Below are 14,143 nucleotides of genomic sequence, written 5' to 3'. Positions count from 1 at the left end.
TCTTTTCGTTTCCGTATTGAAACAAGCGCCGGCGTATGCTGTTATACTCCGGCCTGCGGCCCCCTGACCAGTCCTTAGCCGCTGTCTCCCCCAATCCGATTGCCTGCGACTGGCGCCATCCGTGGCGACAGGCCGATCTTTACATAAAGCTAACATGTCCTTTTCCACACTCGGTTTGTCCGACGCCATCGTGCGTGCCGTCACTGAAGCCGGCTACACCACGCCGACCCCGATCCAGATGCAAGCCATTCCGGCCGTGCTGAACGGCGGCGACCTGCTGGCCGGCGCGCAAACCGGCACCGGCAAGACCGCCGGCTTCACGCTGCCGATCCTGCACCGCCTGTCGACCGACGCCAGCGGCGCGGCGATGACCGGCAACACCTCGCAACGCCCGATCCGCGCGCTGATCCTGACCCCGACGCGTGAACTCGCCGCGCAGGTCGAGGAAAGCGTGCGCATCTACGGCAAGTACACCAAGCTGAACTCGACCGTGATCTTCGGCGGCGTCGGCATCAACCCGCAGATCAAGCAGCTCAAACACGGCGTCGACATCCTGGTGGCCACCCCCGGCCGCCTGCTCGACCACATGGAACAGCGCACCGTCGACCTGTCGAAAGTGGAAATCCTGATCCTCGACGAAGCCGACCGCATGCTCGACATGGGCTTCATCCGCGACATCAAGAAGGTGCTCGCCGTGCTGCCGAAGAAGCGCCAGAACCTGCTGTTCTCGGCCACCTTCTCGGAAGAGATCAAGGCCCTGGCCGACGGCCTGCTGAACAAGCCGGCGATGATCGAAGTGGCGCGCCGCAACTCGACCGTCGAAGTGATCGCGCAGAAGATCCACCCGGTCGACCGCGACAAGAAGCACCCGATGCTGTCCTACCTGATCAAGACCAACAACTGGAGCCAGGTGCTGGTGTTCACCCGCACCAAGCACGGCGCCAACAAACTGGTCGAGCAGTTGAACGCCGACGGCATCGGCGCCATGGCGATCCACGGCAACAAGAGCCAGTCGGCGCGCACCAAGGCGCTGTCCGAGTTCAAGGACAACAAGCTGCAGGTGCTGGTCGCCACCGACATCGCCGCGCGCGGCATCGACATCGACCAACTGCCGCACGTGGTCAACTACGACCTGCCCAACATTCCCGAGGACTACGTCCACCGCATCGGCCGCACCGGCCGCGCCGGCGCCACCGGCGAAGCCGTGTCGCTGGTCTGCGTCGACGAGCACGACATGCTGAAGGACATCGAGAAGCTGATCAAGCAAACCCTGCCGCGCGCCGTGATTCCCGGTTTCGAACCGGACCCGACCGCGCGCGCCCAACCGGTGCAACTGCGCAGCGGCACCGGCGGCCATCGCAACGGCGGCCGTAGCGGCGGCGGCGGCGGCGGCGGCGCGGTGGTGCGCGTCAAGGCGGCCGGCGGCGGCGCCAAGCCACGCGGCGCCAGCGGCAACGGCGGCCCTGCGGCCGGCGGCGGCGGCGGCGGCCGCAGCGGCGCGCCGCGCTCGGCGGCGCCCCACCGCTCCGGCGGTCGCGGCCGCTAAGCAGCAGCCAGCAACAAATCAGTAGGTAGTAACCAGCCACTGCCGCCCTCCGGGGCCGCGGTGGCTTTTTTTTCGCTTCATCACGGCGTGCCAAGACGCCGGCGAAACCAACGGCGCGCGCCAGGGTCAGACCCTCAGGGTCTGACCCTCAAGGAGTCGGCAGCCCCGGTTCTTGCAGGCCGGCGCCGGTTTTGGATTAGGATAGCGACTTGGCCGTGCGCCGCGTCCGCGCATCCCAGCCCCCTGCCAGGAGTTCCCATGCCCAAATTCGCCGCCAACCTGTCGATGCTGTTCACCGAGGCGCCCTTCCTCGACCGCTTCGCCCTGGCCCACGAGGCCGGCTTCGCCGGCGTCGAGTTCCTCTTCCCCTACGCCTACGAGGCCGAGCAGATCGGCGAGCGGCTGCGCCGCCACCGCTTGCAGCTGGTGCTGCACAACCTGCCGCCGGGCGACTGGGCCGGCGGCGACCGCGGCATGGCCTGCGACCCGCGCCGCGCCGACGAGTTCAAGGACAGCGTGCAACTCGGCCTGGAGTACGCCACCGAGCTGGGCGTGCCCCAGGTGCACTGCATGGCCGGCATCACCCCGGCCGGGCTGGCGCCGGAGCGGGCCCGCGCCACGCTGGTGGAAAACCTGGCCTGGGCCGCCGACCAGTTCCGCCCGCACAACATCGCCGTGCTGATCGAGCCGATCAACCACTACGACATGCCCGGCTACTTCCTCAACCACAGCGCGCAGGCCTGCGAGATCCTGGCCGACTGCGGGCGCGACAACCTGTTTTTGCAGTACGACATCTACCACATGCAGCGCATGGAGGGCGAGCTGAGCAACACCATCCGCGCCCGCCTGCCGCTGATCCGCCACATGCAGCTGGCCGACACGCCGGGCCGCCACGAGCCGGGCACGGGCGAGATCAACTACCGCCACCTGTTCGCCCTCATCGACGAGCTCGGCTACGACGGCTGGATCGGCTGCGAGTACCATCCCAAGGAAGGCACCGTCGCCGGCCTCGGCTGGCGCCAGGCGCTGACGGCGGCCTGAGCCGCAAACCGGGCGCGGCGTGGCGGCGGCGCCACGCCGCGCCCCGCCCGGCGGCACCAAGGCGGCCCCGTCCTTGCCGCGATTGCGGTTTCGCAAGCCGCCGCCGCACCAACGCGCAACAATGAGTCTGACACCGACCCGCCGTGGAAGGACTTATGAAATCGCCCAATATCGCCGCGTTCCTCCTCCTGCTGGCCGCCCTGGCAGGCTGCGCCGGCAACAGCCCGCGCCTGCAGGCGGTGCGCGCGCTCAGCGCCGAATCGTCCAAGCTGGGCGCCTTCAACGAGCTGAGCCAACGCTTCCGCGACACCTACCCGCGCCAACAACCCTACCTGACGCCGGCCGCCGACGCCCGCGAGCGCCAGCTCGACGCCGCCCGCCAGGCCGCCTACCCCGACTTCATCGCCATCGAAAACGGCGTCGCGCTGTATCTGCGCGCGCTGGGCAAGCTGGCCGGCGACGAGCGCTTCGACCTGGAGGACCAGGTCAAGGCGATGAGCGGGGCCATCAAGGCCTGGCCCGACAGCGGCCTCGACGACCGCCACGTCAACGCCTACGCCGGCCTGACCCGGCTGCTCACGCGCGCGCTGACGGCGCGCTACCAGGACCGCGCCGTCGAACAGATGCTCAACGACGGCCGCGACGAGCTGCGCCAGCTGCTCGACGCCATGGCCGCCCTGCTGCGCTACTACGACAAGACCCACGACAACGAGCAGCGCATCGTGCTCGGCACGCTGGAAAGCGAGATCCCCTTCGTCGACAATCCGCGCGAGCACCTGTTGGCGGCGCTGGCCAAGGCACACCAGCAGGCCAAGGTGGCCGAATACCGGCTGATCGGGCGGCGCTTCACCTTGGCCGAAAGCAACCTGGCGGCGCTCAGCCAGGCCCACCAGGCCGCGCTGCAACTATGGCCGCCGCGCGACGACGTCAAGAGCACGACCGGCGCCAAGGCCGCGCTCGGCGGCGCGCCGACCGCCGCCCCCAGCCACCCCTGAGCCAGGAGCCCCGCCATGACCCTTCCCACCGCAGCGCCGGCCAGCGGCGCCGACCTGGAGGCGCTGGCCGACCAATTGTCGGCCGCCGCCAACGCCCTGCACGCGCGCCTGCTGCGCGGCCTGCGCCAGCCGCAGGCCGGCGGCGCGCCGCCACTGAGCCAGCCGCAGGCCCAGGCCCTGTTCGAGGACGAGGTGGCGCTGCGCCAGCGCGCCAACGGCCTCTACCTCGACAGCGCCCGGCTGGCCGCCGTCGGCCTGGGCGGCGCCCAGCAACAGTTGCTGGCCCTGACGGCCCGCGCCGGCGAACAGATCGCCCACCTCGAGCACGTGCGCGACCTGGTCGACCTGGCCGCCGAGCTGGTCGAACTGGCCGGCGCCGTCGTCGGCGGCAAGCCCGAACACATCCCGGCGCCGCTGGAGAAAATCCGCCGCCACCTCGCCGCGCTGGGCCGGGCCGACCAAGCCGGCCCGGCCGGACCGGCCGCGCCGCCGGCCCGGACCTGAGGCGCGCGGCCCGAGGTCGCGGCTTGACGCGCGTCGTGCCCGGCGGCCGAACAATCGGCGCTGTTCTCCGGTCAAACACTGGACCGGTCAGCCAGACCACCACCAGCGCACCAGCGAGCCGCCCATGCACGGACTGGACCCAGAACACATCGCAAGCCTGAGGGAACGGCTCGAGCAAGCCCGCGCCGCCCTGTTCGTCCAGCTTGCCGGCGAGCTCGACGTGCAGGCCGGCGCGCTCGGCGCACCGCTGCGCGAGCCCGAGGCCTCGCCGGCCGACAACGCCAGCAACCGCACCTTGAGCGAGCTGGCGCAGGGCACCGTCGAGCACACGGCGCGCCAGTTGAAGCTGGTGCGCCACGCCCTGGCCAAGCTGGAGGACGGCGCGTACGGCCTGTGCGAACAGTGCGACGGGCCGATCGGCTACTCGCGGCTACAGGCGCGGCCCGAGGCGCGCCTGTGCATCGTCTGCCAGACGCGCGCCGAGCGGCCGCCGCGCTAGGGGCCGCCCGCAGCCTCAGCGCATGTGCTGGCCGCCGTTGATGGCGATCTCGGCGCCGGTGACGAAGGCCGACTGCTCCGACGCCAGGTAGGCCACCAGCGCCGCCACCTCGTAGGGCTCGCCCAGGCGGCCGAGCGGGATCTGCGGCAGGATCTTGTCGCGCATCACCTCGGCCGGCACCTGGGCCACCATCGCCGTGCGCAGATAGCCGGGCGCGACGGTGTTGACGGTGACGCCGTGGCGCGCCACCTCCAGCGCCAGCGCCTTGGTGAAGCCGTGCATGCCGGCCTTGGCCGCCGCGTAGTTGGCCTGGCCGAAGGCGCCCTTCTGCCCGTTGACCGAGGAGATGTTGATGATGCGCCCCCAGCGCCGCTCGAGCATGCCGTCGAGCACCTGCTTGCTCATGTTGAAGACGCTGTCGAGGTCGACGCGCATGACCTCGTCCCAGTCCTCCCGCGTCATCTTGCGCAGGCTCTGGTCGCGCGTGATGCCGGCGTTGTTGACCAGCACGTCGACGCCGCCCAGCTCGGCGCGCAGCCGCGCCACCATCGCCTCGCAGTCGGCGTAGTCGCCGACGTCGACCTGGTAGCCGCGGAAGCGGAAGCCCTCGTCCTTCTCCGCCTCGATCCAGTGCTGGAAGCGCTCGTTGCCGGGCGAATAGGTGGCGGCGACGCTGAAGCCGTCGCGGTGCAGGCGGCGGCACAGCGCCGTGCCCAGCCCGCCCATGCCGCCGGTGACCAGCGCCACCCGCTTGGCGGCCGGCCGGTCGTTTTTCTGTCCGTTGTTGTTGTTCTGGTTCATTCCGGGTTCCTTGTCGTTGTCAATATAACCACCACAAGTGTATGAGCCAGATCGAAGCGGACCTTGCGCCAGATCAAACGCGGCGTCCGCCGCCATGCGCGCGCACTGACCGCCGGCGCCGGCCTATAATGGAACAGCCGGCCACCGCAGGGACGGCAGCGAGGTTACGCCATGTCGTACAAAACCATCCTGGTCCATCTGGACGAATCGCCCCGGCTGGCCGAGCGGGTGCGCCTGGCGGCGGCGCTGGCGCTGGCCGACCAGGGCCACCTGATCGGCGTGGCGCTGACCGGCATCGCCCGCCTGGCCTACCGCGACGGCCACATCGACGAGCAGGACCCGCACCTGGCCCTGCACCTGAGCCTGCTGCGCGAACGGGCCGGCCGCGCGCTGGCCGGCTTCGCCGCCCAGCTCGACGCGCTGGGCCTGCGCTCGCACGAGCAGCACGTCGTCGACGACGACGCCGGCACCGGCCTGAGCCTGCAGGCCCGCCACGCCGACCTGGTGGTGATCGGCCAGCGCCAGCCCGGCCGCGGCGGCGCCCTGCTGGGCGACTTGGCCGGCCACGTGCTGCTGCACGGCGGCCGGCCGCTGCTGGTGGTGCCGGACAGCGGCGCCTCGCGCGTCCCGCTCGAGCGCGTGCTGGTGGCCTGGGACGGCGGCCGCGAGGCGGCGCGGGCGCTGACGGCGGCGCTGCCGCTGCTGCGCCGCGCCGCGCAGGTCGACCTGGCGGTGTTCGCGCCGGCCGAGCCCGGCGCCGGCGACGCGGCGGCCGACGCCGCCGTCGTCGCCCATCTGCGCCGCCACGGCGTGGCCGTCGAGCTGCTGGCGCGGCCGGCGCCGGCGCCCGGCCTGCTGCGCCATCCCGACCCGGTCGGCGCGGCCCTGCTGGCGCTGGCGGCCGAGCGCCACAGCGACCTGCTGGTGATGGGCGGCTACGGCCATTCGCGGCTGCGCGAGATCCTGCTCGGCGGCGTCACCCGCACGCTGCTCGAACAAGCCACGCTGCCGCTGCTGATCGCCCACTGAGGAACGCCCACCGAGGCGCGCCGGCCGAGGGGCCGGCGCTAGTCCGGCAGCCAGGGCTGGCTGCGGATCTTCGCCACCTGGCGCAGCGCCAGCCACTTCCACAGCTGCAGCGCCTCGTCGCGGCCCAGCGCCAGCATGCGGCGCGGCGCGGCCAGGGCGATCTCGCAGTCGCGGTCGGACCATTCGCCGAAGCGGACCGCGCCGCCGCCGGCCACCTCGACCTCGTACATCAGGCCGTCGTCGTAGCCGAAGCGCAGCACCGTGCTGGCCGCGCCGTCGTCGTTGGCCGGCGCCGCGCCGTCGTAGACCTCGGCCAGCGCCGTGGCCAGCTGGGCCTCGGTCGGCGACGCCACCTCGCGGCCGTCCGCCCGGGTGAGCACTACCCATGCCTGTGTCATTGCCGCCTCCCTCTCCACGCTCGCGAGCCTGCCGACGATTTTTTATTGTAGCAACTATCGTACCGAAAAGAATCACGGCTGCGTCAAATTGTTGCGCCGGCGCGCAACAGGGCGCGCATGAAAATAGTTCCCCCGGCGTTGACGGCGGGCGCGGGCTTGGCCGTATAATCAATGCGCCGCCCGCCCGGGACGGCGCCACGGCCAGCTTTCATTGTGATAGGAAAGCCTGATGGACCTCGACGCTACGCAAGCCACCCCGCCCGCCGGCATCGACCTGGCCGCCGCAGCGCGCCTGCAGTTGTCGTTCGACCAGGCCCCGGTCGGCCTGCTCTGCCTCGACCTGGACGGCCGCATCGCGCGCGCCAACGAACGCGCCTGCCAATTGCTCGAGCTCGACCAGGCGGCCCTGCTGGGACGCCACTACGCCGACTGCCTGGCCGCCGGCGACGCCGCCCTGCGCGCCGCGCTGCCGCAAGGCCAGGCCGCCAACGTGGTGCTGCGCCACCAGCGCAGGGACGGCACACCGTGCTGGAACGAGCTGCTGGTCTCGCCGGTGCCCGGCGCGGACGGCCGCACCAGCCACTACCTCGGCTTCCTCAGCGACGTCACCGCGCTCAAGGAGAAGGAGCAGCGGCTGGCCTTCCAGGCCAGCCACGACGAGCTGACCGGCCTGCCCAACCGCGCCCTGTTCCAGCAACGCCTGGAGCGGGCGATGGCGCAGACGGCCGCGCACGGCGGCGCCATGGCCCTGCTGTGCATTGGCGTCGACAACTACGCGCTGGTCAACGAGAGCCTCGGCCGCGCCGCCGGCGACGCCCTGCTGGCGGCCGTCGCCGCCCGCCTGCAGCTGTGCATGGGCGAGCACGACACCGTCGCCCGGCTGGGCGACAACGCCTTCCTGGCCATCCTCGGCCGGCTGGCCGGCGGCGCCGACGTGGCGCCGCGCTGCCAGGCCATCTTCGCCGCGCTGGCGCCGCCGCTCGCCTTCGAGCAGCAGCAGCTGCACGCCAGCGCCAGCATCGGCGTCGCGCTCTACCCGCAGGACGGCGCCGACGGCGCCACGCTGACCCGCTACGCCGACCTGGCGCTGTCGCGCGCCCGCGCCGAGGGCGGCGGCCAGTGCCTGTTCTTCTCGGCCGAAATGAACCAGCGCACGCTCGAACGCATCGGCATGGAGGCGGCGCTGCGCCTGGCCGTCGCCGGCGACGAGCTGCAACTGCTGTACCAGCCGCTGGCCGACCTGCAGACCGGCGACCTGTGCAGCCTGGAGGCGCTGGTGCGCTGGCAGCACCCGCAGCAGGGCCTGCTGGCGGCCGACCGCTTCATCCCCGTCGCCGAGGCGGCCGGCCTGACCGAGGCGATCGGCCAGTGGGTGCTGCGGCGCGCCTGCCGCGACCTGCGCGCCTGGCGCGACGCCGGCCAGCGCGCCATCCCGGTGGCCATCAACATCTCGCCGCGCCAGTTCCACGACCGCGGCCTGGTCGACGCCGTCGCCGCCGCGCTGGCCGGGCACGGCCTGGGCGCCGGCGCGCTGACCCTGGAGATCACCGAGGCGGCGCTGCTGCGCGACGCCGCCGCCGGCAGCGCCTGCCTGGAGCGGCTGCGCGCCCTCGGCGTCGGCCTGACGCTGGACGACTTCGGCACCGGCAGCTCGTCGCTGAGCAACCTCAAGCGCTTCCCCTTCGACGCCCTGAAGATCGACCGCTCCTTCATCCGCGACGTCGCCACCGACGCCGGCGACGCCGCCCTGTCGAAGACCATCATCTCGATGGCGCACAACCTGGGCATCAAGGTGGTCGCCGAGGGGGTCGAGACGGAGGCGCAGTGCGACTTCCTGCGCCGCAACATGTGCGACCAGATCCAGGGCTACCTGTTCGCCGCGCCGCTGCCGCGCGAGCAGCTCGACGCCCTGCTGGCCGAGCCGCGCCGCCTGCCGCCGCACCTGCTGCGCATCCAAAAGCAAAAGCGCAGCCTGCTGCTGGTCGACGACGAGCAGAACATCGTCGCCGCGCTCAAGCGCCTGCTGCGCCGCGACGACTACCAGATCTACACCGCCAACAGCGGCCAGGAGGGGCTCGACCTGCTGGCCCAGCACGCCGTCGACGTGATCGTCTCCGACCAGCGCATGCCCGGCATGATCGGCGCCGACTTCCTGCGCAAGGCCAAGCTGCTGTACCCGGAGACGATCCGCATCATGCTGTCGGGCTACACCGAGCTGCAGTCGGTCACCGACGCCGTCAACGAGGGGGCGATCTACAAGTTCCTCACCAAGCCGTGGGAGGACGAGCTGCTGCGCGGCCACATCGCCGAGGCCTTCCGCATGAAGGAGATCGCCGACGACAACGAGCGCCTCAACCTCGAGGTGCGCACCGCCAACCACGAGCTGGCCTCGACCAACCGCCGCATGGAGGAGCTGCTCAAGCAGAAGCAGCAGCAGATCCACCGCGACGAGATCAGCCTGAGCATCGCCCGCGAGCTGTTGCAGCACCTGCCGCTGCCGGTCATCGGCATGGACGACGACGGCATGATCGCCTTCATCAACGGCGCCGCCGGCGCCCTGTTCCACGGCGGCGGCGCGCTGCTCGGCAACGAGGCCAGCTGCGTGCTGCCGCAGCTGTTCCCGGCCGGCGGCGCGGCGCCCGACGGCGCCGGCCACAGCCACCGCGCCGAGATCGACGGCCAGTGCTACGCCGTCGTCGTCTACCCGATGGGCGAAAGCTCGGCCTCGCGCGGCAGCCTGATCACCCTGAGCCGCTGCGGGGTGGCGCCGTGAGCGGGCGCCGCGTCGAGCTCGACGCCGCCGCCGCCGGCATGGTGCTGGCCGAGGCCCTGCTCGACGGCCACGGCGCCGTGCTGCTGCCGTCCGGCGCCACGCTGAGCGAGGCGACGCTGGCCTCGCTGCGCCGCCGCGGCGTCGAACACTGCTGCGTGCTCGAGGCGGCGGCGGCGCCCGACCCGGCCGCGCTGGCGCGCCAGCGCCAGCACGACGTCGAGCGCCTGGCCCGGCTGTTCCGCCACCACGGCGGCGGCGCCGAGGCCGGGGCCGGGGCCGACGGCGGCGCCGAGCTGCTGCGCCTGCTCACCGCCTACCGCCTGGGGGAGGCGCCATGAGCGACTTCCTGCTCGACCTCGACAGCGTGGTCAAACAGATCCAGCACCTGCCCTCGCTGCCGGCGGTGGTCGTCGAGCTGCTCTCGAGCATGGAGCAGGACGACATCGACACCCACGCCCTGGCCGCCAAGATCACCCTCGACCAGTCGCTCACCGCCAAGACGCTGCGCCTGGCCAACTCCTCGTTCTACGGCATGTCGGCCAAGGTCACCAGCATCGGCCAGGCCATCGCGGTGCTCGGCTTCCACAGCATCCGCACCCTCGTCACCGCCTGCTCGGTGACGGCCAGCTTCGCCCCCGGGCCGGGCATGCGCTTCGACTTCCCCGGCTTCTGGCGCCACTCGGTCGGCACCGCCGTCTGCGCCCGCCTGTTGGCGCCCCGCCTCGGCCAGAACCCGGAGACGGCCTTCACCGCCGGCCTGCTGCACGACCTGGGCACGCTGGTGCTGGCGACCCGCTTCCCGGCCGACTACCAGGCGGTCGAGGACTGGCGGCGCCGGCACGACTGCTCGGCCGGCGCCGCCGAGCTGGCCGTGTTCGGCTTCGACCACGCCATGGTCGGCAGCGCGCTGGCGGCGCGCTGGAAGTTCCCGCAGAAGATACAACAGGCCGTCGCCGCCCACCACGACGGCGCCGACGCCAGCGCCTCGCTGGCGCTGACCGTCTACCTGGCCAACGTGCTGGCCCACGCCCTCGACCTGGCCGGCCAGGAGGACGACCAGGTGCCGCCGCTGGCGGCGCCGGCCTGGGCCGCGCTGGCGCTCGACCAGGCGGCGGCCAACGCGCTGTTCGCCGAGGCCGAGCAACAATTCCACGACATGTGCCAGATCCTGGTCAATTGAGAAAACCACCACCATGACCGCCCAGTTCAAGCCCGCCCCGCCGGACGACGACAGCGAGCGCCAGTCCGGCGCCATCGCCCTGTCCGAGTTCTTCGACGGCCACCCGGTGGCCACCTTCGCCATCGACACCAAGCACGTCATCACCCACTGGAACCGCGCCTGCGAGCAGCTGCTCGGCTGGAGCAAGGGCGCCATGGTCGGCACCAGCAACCACTGGCAGGCCTTCTATCCGAAGGCGCGGCCGCTGCTGGCCGACCTGGTCATCTCCGGCGAGCAGGTCGAGTTCGACCGCTACTACGAGGGCAAGTACGACAACTCGAGCCTGATCCCCGACGCCTTCGAGGCCGAGGACTTCTTCCCCAACATCGGCAAGAGCGGCCACTGGCTGCACTTCACCGCCGCCCCGCTGCGCGACCATGGCGGCCGCCTGGTCGGCGCCATCGAGACCCTGCTCGACGTGACCGAGCGGCGCGTCGCCGAGAACGCCCTGCGCCGCGCCCACGACAACCTCGAGCACGTCGTCGAGAAGCGCACCGCCCAGCTGGCCGAGGTCAACGAGCGGCTCGAGGACGACATCCGGGCGCGCCAGCTGGCCGACGCCGAACTGCGCCGCCGCAACATCGAGCTCACCGAGCTCAACGACCAGCTGTCGATGGCCCAGCAGCAGCTGGTGCAGTCCGAGAAGCTGGCCTCGATCGGCCAACTGGCGGCCGGCGTGGCGCACGAGATCAACAACCCGATCGGCTACATCTTCTCCAACTTCGGCACCCTGCAGACCTACCTGGCGCAGTTGTTCGACATGCTCGACGTCTACCAGCAGGCCGAGGCCAGCGTGGCCGACCCGGACATGGCGGCGCGCCTGCGCGCCATGCGCGAGGACATCGACCTGGGCTTCCTGCGCGAGGACATCCCGGCCCTGATGAGCGAGTCCAAGGAGGGCATCGTGCGGGTGCGCCACATCGTGCAGGACCTGAAGGACTTCTCGCGGGTCGACGCCAACCAGGAGTGGGCCTGGGCCGACCTGCACCAGGGCATCGACTCGACCCTCAACATCGTCGCCAACGAGGTCAAGTACAAGGCCGAGGTGGTCAAGCAATACGGCGACATCCCCGACATCGAATGCCTGCCGCTGCAGATCAACCAGGTGGTGATGAACCTGGTGGTCAACGCCGCCCACGCCATCGCCGGCCCCGAGCGCGGCCGCATCGCCGTGCGCACCGGCGTGCTCGACGCCGAGCAGGTCTGGCTCGAGGTCGAGGACAACGGCAGCGGCATCGCGCCGGAGGCGCTGAAGCGCATCTTCGACCCCTTCTTCACCACCAAGGCGGTCGGCAAGGGCACCGGCCTTGGCCTGTCGCTGGCCTACGGCATCGTGCAAAAGCACGCCGGCCGCATCGAGGTCGACACCGAGCTCGGCCGTGGCACCCGCTTCCGCGTCGTGCTGCCGGTGCGCCACAGCGTGCCCGAGCAGGAGGCCGGCGCATGAGCGAGACCGCCCCTTCGCTTGCGGCCGCCGGCGCGCCGGACAGCCCGGACGCGGCGCCGCCGCCGACCCTGCTGTGCGTCGACGACGAGCCCAACATCCTGTCGGCGCTGCGCCGGCTGTTCCGCGCCAAGGGCTACCGCGTGCTCACCGCCGAGGGCGGCGCCGCCGGCCTCGAGCTGCTGCGCCAGCAGCCGGTCGACCTGGTGATCTCCGACATGCGCATGCCGGAGATGGACGGCGCCCGCTTCCTGGCCGAGGTGCGCGCCCACTGGCCCGACACCGTGCGCCTGCTGCTGACCGGCTACTCCGACATCCAGTCCATCCTCGACGCCATCAACTGCGGCGAGATCTACCGCTACATCACCAAGCCCTGGGACGACAACGACATCCTGCTGGTGGTGCGCCACGCGCTGGAACGGCGCGCGCTCGAGCAGGACAAGCGGCGCCTGGAGGCGCTGACGGCGCGCCAGAACGCCGAGCTGAAGGCGCTCAACGCCGGCCTCGAGGCCAAGGTCGAGGCGCGCACGCGCCAGCTGCGCACCCTGCACGAGGCGGCCGTGGCGGCCAACGAAAAACTCAAGAGCAACTTCATCACCACCATCAAGATCTTCTCCAACCTGATCGAGCTGCGCAACACCAACCTGTCCGGCCACACCCGGCTGGTGGCCGACCTGGCGCGCAAGATCGCCGTCAAGCTCGGCCTCGAGGCGCGCGAGGTGCAGGAGATCTTCGTCGCCGCCCTGCTGCACGACATGGGCAAGATCGGCTTCTCCGACGAGATGCTGGCGACGCCGCTGACGCTGCTGGCCGGCGACAAGCTGGGCCTGTACCGCAAGCACCCGGTGCGCGCCGAGCAGTTGCTGATGCCGCTGCAGGACCTGCGCGCCAGCGCCACCATCCTGCGCGCCCAGCTCGAGCGCTTCGACGGCAACGGCTTCCCCGACGGCCTGGCCGGCCTGGCCATCCCGATCGGCGCCCGCGTGCTGGCGCTGGCCACCGACTACTACAACCTGCAGCAGGGCGCCATGGTGCAGCGCCACCTGCGCCCGGAGGAGGCCAAGTCGCTGATCCTCGACGCCAGCGGCAAGCGCTACGACCCGCACGTGGTGGCGGCCTTCCGCCAGATCGTCGACGGCGGCGCCGACGAGGGCCCGGGCGGGGTCGAGGTGCTGTCCGGCGAGCTGGTGCCGGGCATGGTGCTGGCGCGCGACCTGATCAGCCGCGACGGCCTGATGCTGCTCACCGGCGAGCACGTGCTCGACGCCCGCATGATCCAGCAGGTGCAGGACTTCGAGTCGAAGAGCGAGGGCCGGCTGGCGATCTGGGTGCGCAACCCGAAGGGGCCGGCATGATGCGCATCCTGCTGGTCGACGACGAGCCGGCCATCCTGGCGGCGCTGCGGCGCAGCCTGCGCCTCGACTTCGACGAGGCCACCCTGCAGATCGAGCTCTGCGACAACCCCTTCACGGCGCTCGAGCGGGTCTGCGTCGGCGAGTACGACATCGTGCTGTCCGATTTCATGATGCCGCAGCTGAGCGGCGGCGCGCTGCTGCAGGCGCTCAAGGACGTGGCGCCGGACACGGTGCGCCTGATGCTGAGCGGCTCGACCGAGTTCAGCACGGCGATGAGCGCGATCAACGAGGCCGAGGTGCTGCGCTTCATCCCCAAGCCCTGGCAGGCGGCCGAGCTGGAGCAGGCGCTGCGCCAGGCCATGGCGCGCCGCCTCGAGCTGCTGGCCGAACGGGCCGAGCGGCAGCGCCGCGAGGCCGAGGCGGCCGCCGGCCTGAGCCCGCAGGAGGCCGAGGCGCGCCGCCTGGAGGCCGAGGAGCCCGGCATCCTGCACGTGCGCCGGGCGCCGGACGGCTCGATCATCCTGTGACGGCGGGCGCCC

Annotated in this window: 14 protein-coding genes; 12 read left to right on the top strand and 2 right to left on the bottom strand. The window is 71.5% G+C overall.

Going from position 1 to position 14,143, the window contains the following annotated elements; all coding sequences use genetic code 11:
- Positions 1–154: 154 nt before the first annotated feature.
- The 5 genes from BM252_RS14880 (at position 155) to BM252_RS14860 (ending at position 4,585) form a co-directional block, all read left to right on the top strand.
- A complete protein-coding gene (locus BM252_RS14880) occupies positions 155–1,546 on the top strand; it encodes a DEAD/DEAH box helicase (protein WP_093388449.1) in 1,392 nt (463 codons plus the stop codon).
- A gap of 258 nt (positions 1,547–1,804) precedes the next feature.
- A complete protein-coding gene (gene otnI, locus BM252_RS14875; RefSeq protein WP_093388448.1) occupies positions 1,805–2,587 on the top strand; it encodes a 2-oxo-tetronate isomerase in 783 nt (260 codons plus the stop codon).
- Between the two features lie 155 nt (positions 2,588–2,742).
- A complete protein-coding gene (locus BM252_RS14870) occupies positions 2,743–3,582 on the top strand; it encodes a hypothetical protein (RefSeq protein WP_174900539.1) in 840 nt (279 codons plus the stop codon).
- 15 nt (positions 3,583–3,597) lie between these two features.
- Positions 3,598–4,086, top strand: a complete 489-nt coding sequence (locus tag BM252_RS14865) for a hypothetical protein (protein WP_093388447.1) — start codon at positions 3,598–3,600, stop codon at positions 4,084–4,086.
- Between the two features lie 124 nt (positions 4,087–4,210).
- On the top strand, positions 4,211–4,585 hold the full coding sequence (locus tag BM252_RS14860) for a TraR/DksA family transcriptional regulator (RefSeq protein WP_093388446.1): 375 nt from the start codon (positions 4,211–4,213) through the stop codon (positions 4,583–4,585).
- 15 nt (positions 4,586–4,600) lie between these two features.
- Here BM252_RS14860 and phbB read toward each other — a convergent pair whose 3' ends face one another.
- The gene (gene phbB / locus BM252_RS14855; protein WP_093388445.1) at positions 4,601–5,386 is read right to left on the bottom strand and encodes an acetoacetyl-CoA reductase; all 786 of its coding nucleotides are present in this window, start codon (positions 5,384–5,386) and stop codon (positions 4,601–4,603) included.
- Between the two features lie 171 nt (positions 5,387–5,557).
- Between phbB and BM252_RS14850 the strand changes: the two genes are divergently transcribed.
- On the top strand, positions 5,558–6,415 hold the full coding sequence (locus BM252_RS14850; RefSeq protein WP_093388444.1) for a universal stress protein: 858 nt from the start codon (positions 5,558–5,560) through the stop codon (positions 6,413–6,415).
- Positions 6,416–6,453: 38 nt separating this feature from the next.
- Here BM252_RS14850 and BM252_RS14845 read toward each other — a convergent pair whose 3' ends face one another.
- Positions 6,454–6,813, bottom strand: coding sequence for a hypothetical protein (locus BM252_RS14845; protein ID WP_093388443.1), 360 nt, complete (start codon positions 6,811–6,813; stop codon positions 6,454–6,456).
- Positions 6,814–7,042: 229 nt separating this feature from the next.
- On the opposite strand from BM252_RS14845, the gene BM252_RS14840 reads away from it, so the two are divergent.
- From BM252_RS14840 to BM252_RS14815, 6 genes are read left to right on the top strand one after another with little or no spacing between them, the layout of a single operon-like run.
- A complete protein-coding gene (locus tag BM252_RS14840; RefSeq protein WP_093388442.1) occupies positions 7,043–9,586 on the top strand; it encodes an EAL domain-containing protein in 2,544 nt (847 codons plus the stop codon).
- On the top strand, positions 9,583–9,924 hold the full coding sequence (locus tag BM252_RS14835) for a hypothetical protein (RefSeq protein WP_093388441.1): 342 nt from the start codon (positions 9,583–9,585) through the stop codon (positions 9,922–9,924). The genes BM252_RS14840 and BM252_RS14835 overlap by 4 nt, the downstream gene beginning before the upstream one ends.
- Positions 9,921–10,766 (top strand): HDOD domain-containing protein, encoded by an 846-nt coding sequence (locus tag BM252_RS14830; protein ID WP_093388440.1) that lies wholly within the window; start codon positions 9,921–9,923, stop codon positions 10,764–10,766. The genes BM252_RS14835 and BM252_RS14830 overlap by 4 nt, the downstream gene beginning before the upstream one ends.
- A 13-nt stretch (positions 10,767–10,779) precedes the next feature.
- A complete protein-coding gene (locus BM252_RS14825) occupies positions 10,780–12,252 on the top strand; it encodes an ATP-binding protein (RefSeq protein ID WP_093388439.1) in 1,473 nt (490 codons plus the stop codon).
- Complete coding sequence (gene nosR / locus BM252_RS14820; protein ID WP_093388438.1) at positions 12,249–13,604, top strand: response regulator c-di-GMP phosphodiesterase, NosR family; 1,356 nt, start codon at positions 12,249–12,251, stop codon at positions 13,602–13,604. The genes BM252_RS14825 and nosR overlap by 4 nt, the downstream gene beginning before the upstream one ends.
- The gene (locus tag BM252_RS14815; RefSeq protein ID WP_093388437.1) at positions 13,601–14,131 is read left to right on the top strand and encodes a response regulator; all 531 of its coding nucleotides are present in this window, start codon (positions 13,601–13,603) and stop codon (positions 14,129–14,131) included. Before nosR ends, BM252_RS14815 begins: the two co-directional genes overlap by 4 nt.
- The last annotated feature ends 12 nt before the right edge of the window (positions 14,132–14,143 follow it).

This window comes from Rugamonas rubra (assembly GCF_900114705.1).
GTDB classification, from domain to species: Bacteria; Pseudomonadota; Gammaproteobacteria; order Burkholderiales; family Burkholderiaceae_D; genus Rugamonas; species Rugamonas rubra.
The sequence above is the reverse complement of the archived record's forward strand: the minus strand, read 5'-3'. Positions and strand labels throughout refer to the sequence as shown.